This window comes from Paraclostridium benzoelyticum, from assembly GCF_001006285.1.
In the GTDB taxonomy this organism is placed as follows: Bacteria; Bacillota; Clostridia; order Peptostreptococcales; family Peptostreptococcaceae; genus Paraclostridium; species Paraclostridium benzoelyticum.
In genome coordinates, this window is record NZ_LBBT01000360.1 from 45,313 (window position 1) to 59,806 (window position 14,494).

At 28.5% G+C, this 14,494-nt stretch carries 18 protein-coding genes; 12 read left to right on the forward strand and 6 right to left on the reverse strand.

Annotation, left to right across the window (positions count from 1 at the left end):
- Window positions 1–13: 13 nt before the first annotated feature.
- The 6 genes from VN21_RS17490 (at window position 14) to VN21_RS17510 (ending at window position 4,544) form a co-directional block, all read left to right on the forward strand.
- Window positions 14–1,210, forward strand: a complete 1,197-nt coding sequence (locus VN21_RS17490; RefSeq protein ID WP_046824399.1) for a bifunctional 3,4-dihydroxy-2-butanone-4-phosphate synthase/GTP cyclohydrolase II — start codon at window positions 14–16, stop codon at window positions 1,208–1,210.
- Window positions 1,211–1,248: 38 nt separating this feature from the next.
- Window positions 1,249–1,710 (forward strand): 6,7-dimethyl-8-ribityllumazine synthase, encoded by a 462-nt coding sequence (gene ribH / locus VN21_RS17495; protein WP_046824400.1) that lies wholly within the window; start codon window positions 1,249–1,251, stop codon window positions 1,708–1,710.
- A gap of 172 nt (window positions 1,711–1,882) precedes the next feature.
- Complete coding sequence (locus VN21_RS17500; protein ID WP_046824401.1) at window positions 1,883–2,530, forward strand: class I SAM-dependent methyltransferase; 648 nt, start codon at window positions 1,883–1,885, stop codon at window positions 2,528–2,530.
- 54 nt (window positions 2,531–2,584) lie between these two features.
- Window positions 2,585–3,391 (forward strand): nucleoside phosphorylase, encoded by an 807-nt coding sequence (locus tag VN21_RS17505; RefSeq protein ID WP_046824402.1) that lies wholly within the window; start codon window positions 2,585–2,587, stop codon window positions 3,389–3,391.
- 117 nt (window positions 3,392–3,508) lie between these two features.
- Complete coding sequence (locus tag VN21_RS18495; protein ID WP_152650846.1) at window positions 3,509–3,736, forward strand: hypothetical protein; 228 nt, start codon at window positions 3,509–3,511, stop codon at window positions 3,734–3,736.
- 37 nt (window positions 3,737–3,773) lie between these two features.
- Complete coding sequence (locus VN21_RS17510; RefSeq protein ID WP_046824403.1) at window positions 3,774–4,544, forward strand: class I SAM-dependent methyltransferase; 771 nt, start codon at window positions 3,774–3,776, stop codon at window positions 4,542–4,544.
- Window positions 4,545–4,708: 164 nt separating this feature from the next.
- On the opposite strand, the gene VN21_RS17515 is transcribed toward VN21_RS17510, so the two are convergent.
- Window positions 4,709–5,464 carry a sugar phosphate isomerase/epimerase family protein gene (locus VN21_RS17515; protein ID WP_046824404.1) on the reverse strand — a complete coding sequence of 252 codons (756 nt, stop codon included), beginning with the start codon at window positions 5,462–5,464 and terminating at the stop codon, window positions 4,709–4,711.
- A gap of 94 nt (window positions 5,465–5,558) precedes the next feature.
- Window positions 5,559–6,551: an MFS transporter gene (locus tag VN21_RS17520; protein ID WP_046824405.1), complete on the reverse strand. Its 993-nt coding sequence runs from the start codon at window positions 6,549–6,551 to the stop codon at window positions 5,559–5,561.
- Between the two features lie 159 nt (window positions 6,552–6,710).
- On the opposite strand from VN21_RS17520, the gene VN21_RS17525 reads away from it, so the two are divergent.
- Window positions 6,711–7,208, forward strand: a complete 498-nt coding sequence (locus tag VN21_RS17525; RefSeq protein WP_046824406.1) for a GNAT family N-acetyltransferase — start codon at window positions 6,711–6,713, stop codon at window positions 7,206–7,208.
- A 244-nt stretch (window positions 7,209–7,452) separates the two neighbouring features.
- On the opposite strand, the gene VN21_RS17530 is transcribed toward VN21_RS17525, so the two are convergent.
- Window positions 7,453–8,496 (reverse strand): ornithine cyclodeaminase, encoded by a 1,044-nt coding sequence (locus VN21_RS17530; RefSeq protein ID WP_046824407.1) that lies wholly within the window; start codon window positions 8,494–8,496, stop codon window positions 7,453–7,455.
- 572 nt (window positions 8,497–9,068) lie between these two features.
- Between VN21_RS17530 and VN21_RS17535 the strand changes: the two genes are divergently transcribed.
- The 5 genes from VN21_RS17535 to VN21_RS18815 all read left to right on the forward strand — a co-directional run bounded on the left by VN21_RS17535 (window position 9,069) and on the right by VN21_RS18815 (window position 11,269).
- Window positions 9,069–9,281: a DUF4177 domain-containing protein gene (locus VN21_RS17535; protein WP_046824408.1), complete on the forward strand. Its 213-nt coding sequence runs from the start codon at window positions 9,069–9,071 to the stop codon at window positions 9,279–9,281.
- Window positions 9,282–9,700: 419 nt separating this feature from the next.
- On the forward strand, window positions 9,701–9,844 hold the full coding sequence (locus VN21_RS19170) for a PadR family transcriptional regulator (RefSeq protein WP_263331453.1): 144 nt from the start codon (window positions 9,701–9,703) through the stop codon (window positions 9,842–9,844).
- 29 nt (window positions 9,845–9,873) lie between these two features.
- Complete coding sequence (locus tag VN21_RS17545) at window positions 9,874–10,653, forward strand: permease prefix domain 1-containing protein (protein WP_046824409.1); 780 nt, start codon at window positions 9,874–9,876, stop codon at window positions 10,651–10,653.
- A 42-nt stretch (window positions 10,654–10,695) separates the two neighbouring features.
- A complete protein-coding gene (locus VN21_RS17550; RefSeq protein ID WP_052952143.1) occupies window positions 10,696–10,896 on the forward strand; it encodes a GNAT family N-acetyltransferase in 201 nt (66 codons plus the stop codon).
- Window positions 10,897–11,107: 211 nt separating this feature from the next.
- Window positions 11,108–11,269, forward strand: coding sequence for a hypothetical protein (locus VN21_RS18815; RefSeq protein ID WP_161794426.1), 162 nt, complete (start codon window positions 11,108–11,110; stop codon window positions 11,267–11,269).
- Window positions 11,270–11,338: 69 nt separating this feature from the next.
- Here the strand turns inward: VN21_RS18815 and VN21_RS17555 are convergent, their stop codons facing one another.
- From VN21_RS17555 to VN21_RS17565, 3 genes are all read right to left on the reverse strand, one after another.
- Entirely contained in the window at window positions 11,339–12,139 is an 801-nt protein-coding gene (locus VN21_RS17555; protein ID WP_046824410.1) for a MurR/RpiR family transcriptional regulator, read from the reverse strand.
- A 99-nt stretch (window positions 12,140–12,238) separates the two neighbouring features.
- Window positions 12,239–12,883 (reverse strand): N-acetylmannosamine-6-phosphate 2-epimerase, encoded by a 645-nt coding sequence (locus VN21_RS17560; protein WP_046824411.1) that lies wholly within the window; start codon window positions 12,881–12,883, stop codon window positions 12,239–12,241.
- Between the two features lie 19 nt (window positions 12,884–12,902).
- Window positions 12,903–14,393, reverse strand: a complete 1,491-nt coding sequence (locus VN21_RS17565) for a PTS transporter subunit EIIC (RefSeq protein WP_046824412.1) — start codon at window positions 14,391–14,393, stop codon at window positions 12,903–12,905.
- Window positions 14,394–14,494: the final 101 nt, after the last annotated feature.

The window sequence follows — 14,494 nt, forward strand, 5'->3', positions numbered from 1 at the left end:
GGAGGTAGAAAAAATGTATAAATTTAATTACATTGAAGAGGCAATAGAGGATATAAGGGATGGTAAGATAGTTGTAGTTATAGATGATGAAGATAGAGAAAATGAAGGAGATTTGTTAATGGCCGCAGAAAAGGTAACTCCTGAAGCTATAAACTTCATGGCAACTTATGGTAAGGGACTTATCTGTATGCCACTTACTGAGGAATATTTAAAAAGACTAAATATTCCTCAAATGGTAAAAGACAACACTGATAATCATGAAACTGCTTTTACTGTAAGTATAGATCATATAGAAACAACAACTGGTATATCAGCTTACGAAAGAGCTTTAACTATACAAAAGGTATTAGAAAAAGAATCTACTCCAAATGACTTTAGAAGACCAGGACACATATTTCCGCTAAAAGCTAGAAAAGGTGGAGTTTTAGTCAGAAATGGACATACAGAAGCAGCTGTTGATTTAGCTAGGTTAGCTGGGTTAAAACCAGGAGGAGTAATATGTGAAATTATGAGTAAGGATGGAACCATGGCTAGAACTGATGAGTTAATAGAATTTTGTAAAATACATAATCTCAAAATTATAACTATAAAAGACTTAGTTGAGTATAGAAAAAGTAATGAATGCCATATAGAAAGAGTTGTTGAAACAAATATGCCAACAAAATATGGAGATTTCAAAATGTATGGATTTATAAATAAGTTAAATGGAGAGCATCATGTAGCTTTAGTAATGGGAGATATTTTACCAGGTGATGAAGTATTAACAAGAGTTCACTCTGAATGTTTAACAGGAGATGTATTAGGCTCTAAACGTTGTGATTGTGGAGAACAATATGATGCAGCTATGAAAGCAATAGCAAAAGAAGGTAAAGGGATATTATTATATCTAAGACAAGAAGGTAGAGGTATAGGTCTAATAAATAAACTAAGAGTATATGCCTTACAAGATGAGGGGTTTGATACAGTAGATGCAAATTTAAAACTAGGATTCAAAGCAGATATGAGGGAGTATTTTATAGGCGCTCATATACTTAAAGATTTAGGAGCTAGAAAACTTAGGTTAATGACAAATAATCCAAGAAAAATAAATGATTTAAGTGAACATGGGATAGATATAGTAGAAAGAGTACCTATACAAATGAATCATAATGATGTTAATGCATTTTATTTAAAAACAAAGAAAGAAAAGCTAGGGCATTTATTAGCATAATTGCAAATTACATAAATTAGACTAAAGGAGAGCTGTATATGAGAATAATAGAAGGTAACTTAGTAGCTAAAGATATTAAAATAGGGATAGTTGTTGGAAGATTTAATGAGTTTATAGTATCTAAATTATTAGGTGGGGCGTTAGATGGATTAAAAAGACATGGAGTAGACGAAGATAGTATCGAAGTTTCTTGGGTTCCTGGGGCTTTTGAAATCCCACTAGTTGCTAAAAAAATGGCACAGTCTAAAAAGTATGATGCTGTTATATGCTTGGGAGCTGTTATAAAAGGGTCAACACCTCATTTTGACTATGTATGTGCAGAAGCTTCTAAGGGAATTTCATCTGTATCACTGAGTGAGGAGTTACCAGTTATATTTGGAGTTTTAACTACCGATACAATAGAACAAGCTATAGAGAGAGCTGGTACTAAAGCTGGAAACAAGGGATATGATGCAGCAGTTACAGCTATTGAGATGGCTAATTTGCTAAAATTAATTTAATAAAATGTAAAAATAGCTAAACCATTATTTATGGTTTAGCTATTTTGTTGCGTTAACAAATAATTTTTATATATAAATTATATACTCGAAAGGATATATATTTATTTAGTTTAATATTTTATAGTAATACAAATTGAAAAGAGATATTAGACTTTTAAAATAGGAGGATTTTATGGGAAATTGGATAGAGCTGTATAAATCAATAAAAGAATTATATGGAGATGAGCCTGAACATAAACTTATAGAATATTTAGGATTAATTGAGAAAGGCAAGGTTTTAGACTTAGGAACAGGGTGCGGTAGAAATTCACTCTTTTTTTCAGAGATAGGTTTTGATGTTGAAGCGATTGATATTTCTCATCAAAATATAAATAAGTATATACAAAAGTCTAGTCAATTAAACTTAAATACAAAAGCAAAGGTAATGGATATTAGAAACTTTGATATAAGTGAAAGTTCATATTCCCTAATAATAGTTTCATGGGTACTAAATTTCTTTAAAAAAAGTGAGATTGATTTAATTATTAATAATATAAAAAAAGGATTAAAGCCTAATGGAATTGTATATTTTACTGCATTTTCAACATTAGATGATTATTATATTAAAAACTTAGATAAATCTTGTGGAGAGAAAAATACTTTATACTTTGATGACTATGATTGCTATAGATATTATTATGATAATTCAGATGAAGTTTTAGAACTTTTTAAAGGGTTAGAGGCATTATCTGTAAGTTCAGGTATGGAACTAGATATAGATGAAGAAATAGGCAATCATTATCATCATACAATAGAGTATATAGGTAAAAAGGTAGAATAGAGTAGTATTACTTAAAAGTTTGATATTATACAAATAAGAATTCAGGAGGAATATATGATACTTAAAGAGTTCGATAAAAATAAATCTGCTATAATCAATGCTTTTGATATTATTAAACCAATTGATGGATTTCCTAAAATTGCAGTATCATGTTTTTCAAAATTTACATTTGATAGATTGGTAAATGAACTCAATGCTGTTAAAATTACTTCAACTTATATAGCAAATATGGAAATTCCTATTTACAAAGCAAATTACAAGGGTCTTGAAGTTGCTTTATTTACATCTTATGTTGGTGCTCCAGGCTGTGTTGCAGTAATAGAAGATATTTTTGCAATGGGTGCTGAAAAATTAATTGTTTTCGGTACTTGCGGTGTACTGGATTCATCTATAGATGACTGTTCCATAATCATACCTAATAAAGCTATGAGAGATGAGGGTACTAGTTTTCATTATGCACCACATTCAAATGAAATAGATGTAAATCTAAAATATGTAGATGTATTTGAAAATATACTAAATCATTATAATTTAAAATACCATATAGGAAAAGTGTGGACAACAGATGGCATATATAGAGAGACACATGATAAGGTTAAATTGAGAAAATCACAAGGATGTATTTGTGTAGACATGGAATGTTCAGCGCTTGCAGCTCTTGCTCAATTTAGAGAAAAAGATATATTTCATTTTTTCTACGCAGCAGATAATTTAGATTGTGAAGAATGGGATGCAAGAAGTCTATCAAATGAGTCCAATCCGTTACAAAAGGATAGAATTGCTACACTTGCTATGGAGTTAGCATGGTGTATTGGCTACAATAGACAACTTTCAAGTTTAAGTGTTAATTTAAATGAATAAAACATATACATATCACTTAGATACTTGTGAGAATACCAACTTAATAGGATATAGTAAACATTGTTTATATATAGGTAGAAAGAGCGTTTAAGTCAATTATATTAAATGGGTATTCATATGAAAAGAGAATTTTTATCTAACTTAGCATCAATAATTTCATTAGTTTCAATGTTATTAGTAATTTTAAAATTATTTGGGATTATTGAAATACCTATAATGCTCATAGACTTATTATTTATAACGTTGTTAAGTGTTATGACATTGATGAATTATAAGAACAATAAGAAGTTTCAAATGTTTGTAGGAATTTTGATTCTAATTATTTTTATATATTTAATGATTTAGAGAATATAATTGTATTAACAAATAGTAGGGGGTACATATGGATATAAGAAAACACAATGAACTTGCTTGGGATAATGAAGTTAAAATAGGAAACAAATGGACAATACCCGTAAGTTCCAGCGATATTGAAAGGGCTAAAAAAGGAGAGTACACAATATTATTAACACCAACAAAGCCTGTTCCTAAAAATTGGATTGGAGATGTATCAGGAAAAGATCTATTATGCCTGGCATCTGGAGGAGGGCAGCAAGGACCTATATTTTCAGCGCTTGGAGCTAATGTAACTGTTTTCGATAACAGCAAAGAACAATTATCAAAAGATAAAATGGTAGCGAATAGAGATGATTTAAATATAAACATTGAACAAGGGGATATGAGGGATTTATCAAGATTTGATAATGAAACTTTTGACTTTATATTTCATGCAGTTTCTAACTGTTTTGTTGATAATGTCGAAAAGGTATGGGCTGAGTGTTATAGAGTTTTAAAGCCAGGGGGAGTATTAATATCAGGATTTGCAAATCCTATTTCATATATATTTGATTTATACGAATGGGAAAAAAATAATAAACTTATTGTAAGAAACAGCATACCATACTCTGATATAGAACAGCTTCCAAAGGACCAGTTAGAAGAAAGAATAGAAACAAAAGATACATTAGAATTTGGGCATTCTTTACAAAGTCAAATAGGTGGTCAAATAGATGTTGGTTTTGTAATTAGTGGTTTTTATGAAGATAAATTAGGGGATGGATTATTAGATAATCATATTGACACATTTATTGCAACTAAAGCAATAAAATTATAATTAGTCACATCGTTGATCCACTCAATGAACCTAGTATAAAATTATTAGAAAAGTTAGAGTTTGTAAGAGAGGAATATATTGAAAAGCTTAAAAACATTTTATAGGTAAAAGTATAAATATAAAAATGACCTTAAAATTTTTTTTAGATTTTAAGGTCATTTATTTTAAAGTCTTATAAACTTTTCTAAAATTAAGTAAGAGCTTTCTATATCTGACTCACAAGTTTCAAGGCACCAGATAGCATTTGGTGAGTGATTTTCTAAATTTTCTAATACGCTAGATATTTCAATACTGCCTTTATCTAATCCATTATGCTCATCTATTTTTCCATTATTATTATGCAAGTGAACGTATCCGATTCTATTTCCTAGATTTTCTATCCAATTAATTAGTGATTCTTCTGAATGGGCATTAACATGACCAATATCTAAACATACCTTGAAGTTACTTAAATTTACTTTATCAACTAATTTACATATGATAGAACTGTTTAGTTCAAATTGGTTTTCTATATAAAAATTAATATCATTCCTACTTTCTAAAAATAAAATCCATTTTTCAGATGCCCTTTCTATCCAAGCTGATTCCCATGAAGTATTGGGTATATAACCATTATGAACGATTATATCTGTACATCCTAGTTCTTTTGCGATAGTATATGTAAAATCAAACATTTTAATAGTTACTTCAGTAATTTCTCTCATTTTGCTGCCTAAATTTAATTCCCAAAATGGAGCATGGATTGATTTACTATAATTAAAGTTTTTAAATAATTCTTTATATGTAGTTTTTAAATTAGGATTTGTTTCTAATATATAAGGATCATGAAATGATTGAACCTCAATACCTAGATTATATTTTTTACTTAAGTTATATGCAAACTTAGGATTACAATTATCAGTTATAACTATATTTTTCAATTAATTAACCCCCTTTAAAATACTCTTTTTATTTAAAGCTTAGCAAAATAGTAATAAAAATATATATTAATATCATTAGGTGAAATTGTTTTATTTATTCAATATTATGCTTACGCAATAACATACATTTTCGTATATAAAACATTATTAAAGCAATATATGCAATAGCTGAAATAACATATGGAATAGCTATATACATATAATCAAATAACATTCCATAGAACAACTGTCCTAATGGAACTAATCCAATAAACATTGTAGTGATAATACCGTTAGATCTTCCTATATATTCAATATCTATAGAGTTTTGAATTAATGTCATAATTGCGATATTAAGAGGTCCTTCAACTAAACTTATTATAAAAAACAATATTAAGTACAGTACATATGAACCAAATAAGTTATTTAAAAAATTAGTACTTATTAATGAGATTAATAATATAAGTATTGCAGATATAAGTATTGATAATTGAAATAGTTTTTGAAGTGATATTTTATTTTTAGTAAATGCATATAAAACTGGACCCATAAATGATGCTATGACGCCTATAGTTTCTATTAGTGAAAACTGTTCATTACTTACTTTAAATTGTAGTTTAGCTATGTATCCCGTTCCTACAGAGAACAAAGGAGCGGAAAAGAAATTAAAAAGCATAATAGTAACAGCTAAATACCACAAATTTTTATTATTAAAAATATATGTTATTCCTTGAATGAAATCAGAATTGAATTTTTTAAAACTTAACTTATCTATAGTTTCTTTTTTTAGAGGTATATGTATTTTAAACTGTAAAATAGCAGCTAAAATAAAGCTTAAGCCATTTAGTAAAAATATAATTTTCAATCCAAATAAGCTATAAACAATAGCACCTAGCATTGGAGCTATCATATACTCTATTGAGTCAATAAAAGAATTTACAGCGTATGCATCAGATAGATTCTTGTCTTTTACTATTATTCTTATTACTCCCTCACTTGTAGGTGAATAGAATGCCATTATAAATTGTACTATTGTACCTACTGTAGATATAAAGTTTGCAGCCATTAATAAACTAAAATACTTATTTTTTAATAAACTTCTATTCATATACACCTCTTTGAAATTAAACGAATTTTCAAACTACTACTTAAAGTGTAGCAGGAGTTAAGAAGTATTAAAAGAAAATTATAAATATAAGATACTTTTATGAATAGTATTTAAATGATATTTATATAGAAACTACAAAACAAATTTAAGGAGGATTAAATGCCTATTGATAAAATAAACCAACCTCAAATAATTTACATAGACAGTAAATTAAGATTAAGAAGATTTGATGATGATTATAATTTTGCACTTCAATGGTATCAAGATTTAGAACTAGTAAAGCTAGTTGATGGGCCAGCGGCTAGTGTATATACAAAAGAAAAGCTTAAAAGGATGTATGAGTATTTAAATTGTAGAGGAGAATTATATTTTATAGAAGTTTTAGAAGAAAATAAATATAAGCCTATTGGGGATGTGGCTTTGTGTAAAGATAATTTACCAATTGTTATAGGCGATAAACTATATCATAATAAGGGGATTGGAAAAGGTGTTTTAAGATCATTGATTTTAAGAGCGAGAGAGTTGGAACTTGAATGTATAAATGTTCAAGAAATATATGATTATAATATATGCTCTCAAAAACTATTTGAGAGTTTTGGCTTTAAACAATCTGGTAAAACTAAAAATGGCAAATCATATGTATTAAACTTAAAATAAGTTATATATTATTTAAAGTATGATTAAGAAGAAGAGAATTGTTTTATACAATAAATTTCTTTTTAATATATTAACATATAAAAAAATATTCTAAAATAAAAAACAAATATTTAAACGATAATAATACCGACATAAATGAACTTAAATCAAGTAAATTATCTAAAGAAAAGGTACGAAGCATAGATATTAATAAGTTACAGTAAAAAACATTCCACTTTTCAGCAGAATGTTTTTACTTCAAATTTTATACGTTAATAGCTTTATTGCCTAATAGACTATATAAATTTTTAGGATTTTCCAATTTTGGTACAAGAATTTGAGGCACTCCTATATTTTCTTCTTTATCAATGTCATACATTAATCGTAAAATTGAAAAATCTTCTAAAGCAAAACCTACTGAGTCAAAAATAGTAATTTCATTAGGTTTTCTATCTATAGGTTTTCCAGTTTTAATTACATTCCAAATTTCAGTCACTTTAAAGTTCTCATCCATATGCTGAATTTCTCCTTCTATACGACTTTGAGGTTCAAATTCAACATAGACATCACCCATATTAAGAACTTCTGAATCCAGCTCAGTTTTCCCAGGGCAATCTCCACCAACCCCATTTATATGCATACCTGGTTCAACCATATCTGGGGTAATAATTATAGCATTTCTTTTGTCGGCAGTAACAGTTGTTATAATGTCAACACCTTTGCATGCTTCTTTTGTGCTATTACATTTTATTAACTTAAGATTATTTACATCTTTTAGATTGTCCATCAATTTACTAGTAGCTTCTGGGTCCACATCATAACAATAAATCTCTTCTATACCTAATATGTGATGAAAAGCAAGGGCTTGAAATTCACTTTGGCATCCATTTCCAATTAGTGCCATTTTCTTTGGATTGGGTTTAGCTAAGTACTTTGCAGCCATTACTGAAGTAGCAGCTGTACGAATAGCTGTTGTTAATGTCAATTCACTTAAAAATAGAGGGAATCCAGTTGATACTTCTGCTAAAAGGCCGATACCCATTACTGTTAAATAATTGTGTTTAGGATTTTCAGGATGTCCATTTACGTATTTAAATGAATAAGTTTCTGAATCTCCTATAGGCATTAATTCAAGTACTCCGATGTCACTATGGTGTGCAGTTCTTGGCATTTTTTGAAACTCGTTCCAACGTTTATAATCGCTTTCTAGATATGGAACAAGACGCTTCATAACAGTTTCTGGACCAACTTTTTTCAAATATTTTGCCATAGTAGGCAAATCAATATATCTTGTTTTTAATGTTTCCATTTTAATACCTCTCATATAATTTTTAATTTAATAACGCAGACCTTTCAAGATCTAAATTTTCAATTATTGAGAAAACGCTTTCAAGATTGATTATAGCAATCTAGTAGATTTATTTCAATCATTATTGAAAAGTATTCTAAATTTTGACAAAACCAAATTGTTGATTTGTTTTTAGTTGTTTTTAATCTAAAATCGTTAAATTAGATATTTTAATAATTTGCTAGTTATAGTGAGTTGTGAAAGAGAAGTTGAAGAGCTTTTGGATATTGACGAAGCGGTGGGGAGTAGGCTGATTGAAATGAGTAGGGCAGTGTTGTGGAGTTCAAGAGTTTTTAAATCTGAAATGAATATGTCTATTATGTAATATGTTCAAGAAAGAAGGTTGTTGCTAGTCTCAAAGGAGATATTTGAGACTAGCAAAATAGTTGAGAAACCACTATGAGTATCAATATGATACTCATAGTGGTTTCTCAAAAGCATTTAAAAAGAAATTTGGTTTTACTCCAACCCAACACTTAATTTATGCAATAAAAATATTAGAAAATATAAAAAATGAGAAGGGGGAATAAAAGATGTTTGAATATAAATTTATAGAAGTACCATTAAAGCAAGGCTTTAAAGTGAAAAAAGGTGGCCATTTTGAAGGGTGTAAAAACATCATTAACGAAGAAGCAAAAAATGGATGGAGATTAAAACAAATAGTTGTTCCACCAGCTGATAATAATGGTATGTATTGTCCATATTGTTATCAAATAATATTTGAAAAAGAAATGGTTAATAGGTAATTTTAAATTACACAATGTAAATTAACTCAATTTAAAGGCTAAGAGGACAAACTGATTTTTATACCTTTATGTTATATTTGTTTAAACCATACCATTAAATATGGAATTTATAGAGTATATGTTAGTTGTATTTGAGGAATTTGAGTTAGTATAAAAATAAAAAACGAGATGTAAAAAAGTGTGACGAAAAAATAAAGCATTATTAAAGAGAGCTAATAATAGCTATTTTTAATAATGCTTTTTAGTACGAAATATATTAAGATTAATTGCTTTGCATGTGTAATATTAATTTTTTTGTTAAATCGTTAATTTCCGAAGCTTTCTAAAAAAACTGTTATGGATATGAAATTGCAAAACAAGTAAGATAAAAAAGTGAATTTGAGCTAAAAGAAGGAACTATGTACCTCGCACTTAAAAGAATGGAGTCTAAAAAACTAGTTGAATCTTATTGGGGGAATGAGCAAAGTTCAGGAGGAAAAAGAAAATATTATAATTTAACAAATGAAGGTTATGAGTTTCTGAAAGTAAAAAAACAAAGTGGCAATTTATTAAAAAGGTTATGAATCAGTTTTTGGGAGAGGAAGAGTAATTTATGAGATTAATAGATGAATATTTAGATAAGCTATATAAAAATGGTATAAATAAAAGCACTTTAGATCTAAAGCAAGAAATGAGAGATCATCTTATTGAATCAGTGAATGATCTTAAGTTACAGGGGTTAAATGAAGAAGAAGCTTGTAGAAAAGCAATTGAAAGATTTGATGATGGTACCGAAATGCAACAGGAACTACATAGTGTAATAAAAGATCTTTCTGTATCTCTAGATACACATAAATCTATAATAAAAGGAGTTAGAAAGGTATTATGTTTTATAAGTATAATTGCATTTTTAACTTCTGTATTTATGTGGTGTTATAATGAAAGTTTACAGAAAAACAGAAATGATTTAGGGAAGTCATTTGATGAAGAAATAAGAAAATTAGCAGAAAAATATGATATGACAAAAGTAGATGAGTATAAGTCAGAGCTTGAAAGTTTGCTTAATGAAGATAAGTACAGTAAAATTAAATACTTTAGACTTCATGTAGCAGATATGGTAGATAGAAATACTATTTCAAGTTCCCCCAAAGTGGAGGCAAAAACTGTATATGATAAAGAATTAGATGAAAGTAAGGAAACCATGTACACACAGTATCTAGGATATAAAGGAAAAGACTTTTTAGATAAGAGCGGAAATATAATAAATCCAGATATTTTCTCAGAACACTTTTTCTACTTTGAATCAAAAACATTAATCCAAACCTCAGTTATGCTTGGAGTAGTTGCTTTTATAAGTTACTTTGTATTAAAGTTTAAAATTTCTTTAACATAAATATAGTAAATTATAAAATAAAGATTTAGAGGGGGAATATAGGTGAATGAAATTAGTTGCAAATTTCCAATAATAGAAACTGAAAGACTTATACTTAGAAAGTTAGAAACTAAAGATATTAATGATTTATTTGAAATACTATCTTCAGAAAGAGTTACCAAATATTACGGAAAATACCCAATGGAGAATTTATCTGAAGCAGAAGATCTTATTTTGAAATTTCATAAAGCATTTTCAGAATAAAAGTCTATTAGGAGGAATAGAACTTAGAGAAATAAATAGAATTATAGGAACGTACTGATTCCATTGCTGGAATAAAAATCATTTTAGAGCAGAAGTAGGATATGAGCTTGGAGAATTTTTTTGGAATAGAGAATACGAATATGATATAATTCATAGGGTAATTATTTAAATAATTGGGGTTTATTTAAAATTAGAAAAGGAGTAATATATTATGGGTTTTACATATGAATTATTTTTTCAAATATTTAATACAATTTTAATTATAGCAATTCCTATAGTAATTTATAAATTAATAAAAAAGGTTATATCTGATAGAAGGCTAGTAAATGAAAGACTTACATCAATAGAAGAAAAAATAAATAATCTTAAATAGGAAAAATATAATAAAAAGGTGTAGTTTAAAATAAAGACTACACCTTTTTATTATATAAATACCTAACTCTTATGAATTTATTATTGCATCAATTGTTATTTGCATTTTTTCTTCTAGTTTTTGATCTTCTAGTAATACTGTAGAAATTAAGTCTAAAAGATACATTGTAGAAAACTGGGAATTAATAAATTTATGCATACCTGTAAAACGTGTGTTATACACTTTTAAAATTATATCAGAAAACTCAGTTATAGAGCTTTTATCAAAGCTAGTAATACAAGCTGTTTTTGCTCCATTTTTTTTGGAGACCTTTAAAGCATTTACAACTTCTTTTGTTTCTCCTGATATAGATAGACCTAAAACAAGGTCCCCAGGACACGCTATTGAACTGTTGATAATCATCATATGAGAGTCAGATATACAGTGTATGTTAAAACCCATCCTAATTAATCGTTGCATCATCTCAGTAGCAGTTAAACCAGAGCTACCAACTCCGTACAGATATATTTTATTAGCATTTTTAATTTCTTCAACTATATTGAATATAGAAGACTTATCTATAAGTGAATTTGTTCTTTCTATTACTTCATTATAGTGTAGATATACATTCGAAAATATATTATCACTATCTGCAGCTTCATTATCAGAAGTGCTGGAATTAATCTTCATTTTCATATCAACAAAGCTATCGCAACCAATTTTTTTAGAAAATCTAGTAATCGTAGATCCAGAAGTCCCTATTAGCTTTGCTAATTCAGTAATATTTATATTTTTTATCATATCAGACTGATTTAAAATATAGTCAGCAATATCTTTTTCCTTATCAGAAAAGTTATTATAATTTTGTTGTATCTCGCATATAATATTCAATTAAAACCCTCCAAAAACAGTAATATACATATATAATATCACTATTTTAAAAAAAGAGATAGAAATCTAATAGATTTCTATCTCTTTATATAAGTATTTTTATAATGCTTTATTAACTTCTTCAGCAAATCTCTTAGTTATAAGTTGAGGTCTTGTGATAGCACTTCCAACTACTACAGAATAAGCTCCCATTTCTAACGCTTTTCTAGCTTTTTCAGGAGTATCAAAGTTGCCTTCTGCTATAATTGGAATTTTACATTTCTCAATTAATGTAGAGAGTACTTCAAAATTATTCATATTTTTAGATTGTTCTGTATATCCAACTAATGTGGTTCCTACAAATTGAAATCCTAAACTTTCAGCTCTCAACCCTTCTTCTATAGTTGATATATCAGCCATAAATTTTTGATTAGGGTATTTATTTAAAACTTCCTTAAGAAAATTTTCACTTTGGTTTATTGTAGCATCTAAAGCTATTACATGTATATTTTCTTCAACCAAAGCATCAATTTCCTTCATAGTAGGCGTAATATATGGAATCATATTATCATAATCTTGTTTTATAATTCCTATTATAGGTAAATCAACTTCGGCTTTTATTGCTTTAATATCAGTTATGGTATTAGCTCGTATTCCTACAGCACCACCTTCTTTTGCGGCTAAAGCCATTTTACCCATTATAAATGAGCTATATAGAGGTTCATCTGGCAATGCTTGGCATGATACTATTAATCCCTTATTCATCTTGTTATCTCCTTAAATATTATTCTTTGTCTATAATTTCATTAATTTTTTGTTTTAGGGGGTCTGCCTTTGCTCCAAAGATAGCTTGTACGCCACCTTTAACTTCAAGAACAGCAGTAGCACCTAAGGCTTTTATTTTATTTTTATCTACTTTACTTACATCTTTTACTGCAACTCTCAATCTAGTTATGCATGCATCAACATCATCTAAGTTTTCTTTACCACCTAATGCGGCTAGTATTTCAGCAGCCAGTTCATTCATAGAATCTTTAGTGATAACTTTAACTTCTTCGCTGTCAGGCTCTCTACCAGGAGTAGGAACATTGAATTTAGTGATTAAAAATCTGAACGTTACATAGTATAAAATAGCCCATAAAATACCTATAAATATTACATAAATCCAATTAGTTTTTTCATTCCCTTGCAATACTCCAAATAGAGAGAAATCTATTAAACCTCCAGAGAATGTATTACCTATAGATATATTTAGTATATCTGCCAAGAAAAATGATAACCCATCAAAAATTGCATGTACTACATATAGCCAAGGTGCTACAAATAGGAACATAAACTCAATTGGTTCTGTTATACCAGTTATAAAAGAAGTGATTGCTGCCCCTAAAAATAATCCAGCAACTGTTTTTCTTTTTTCTTTAGGAACACAATGATACATAGCTAAGCATGCAGCAGGTAAACCAAACATCATTGTTGCAAAACGTCCAGCAAAAAATCTTGTACCTTCTGTGAATAATCCAACATGATTTGGATCAGCTAATTGTGCAAAGAAGATATTTTGTGCACCCGTTACAGTTGTTCCTGCAACTTGAGCAACTCCGCCTAGTTCTGTATACCAGAATAATGGATAAATCATATGGTGCAATCCAACTGCACCAGTCAATCTTAATAAGAATCCATAAAGGAATGTTCCTATTGGGCCTAATGTAGCTATTCCATTTCCAATACTAACTAACCAACCTTGGAAAGTTGGCCAAATTAAAAAGAATAATGCACCTATTCCAATAGCAGCAAATGAAGAAATTATAGGTACGAATCTTGAGCCACCAAAGAAGCCTAAAACTGCTGGAAGTTGAATATTATGATATCTATTATGCAAATATGCAACTAATGAACCTATTACTATAGAACCAACAACTCCTGTATCAATAGATTCTACAGATGGATTAAATGCTCCAATCATTCCTTTAATAGAAGCGTTCATTACAAGAAAAGCAACAGCACCTGCTAAAGCAGCAGTACCTTTATCTTTTTTTGCAAGTCCAACTGAAAGGCCTATACACATTATAAGAGCTAAATTACTGAATATAACATCTCCAGCAGATGACATTATTTTAAATATCCCCTGTAACCAATCAATGTCTAAAAATGGATATGCTTGCACAGTATTAGGATTAGATAGAGCACCTCCAATTCCTAACAATAAGCCGGCTGCAGGCAATATTGCGATTGGAAGCATAAATGATTTTCCGATTTTTTGAAGCTGTTTGAACATAATATCCTCCTTGTTTTAGAAATTATTTTTAAAAATACATTATCGATGAAAAATATTTTCATATTGTATTTATATTATATTATAAAAAGGTTTTCATAACA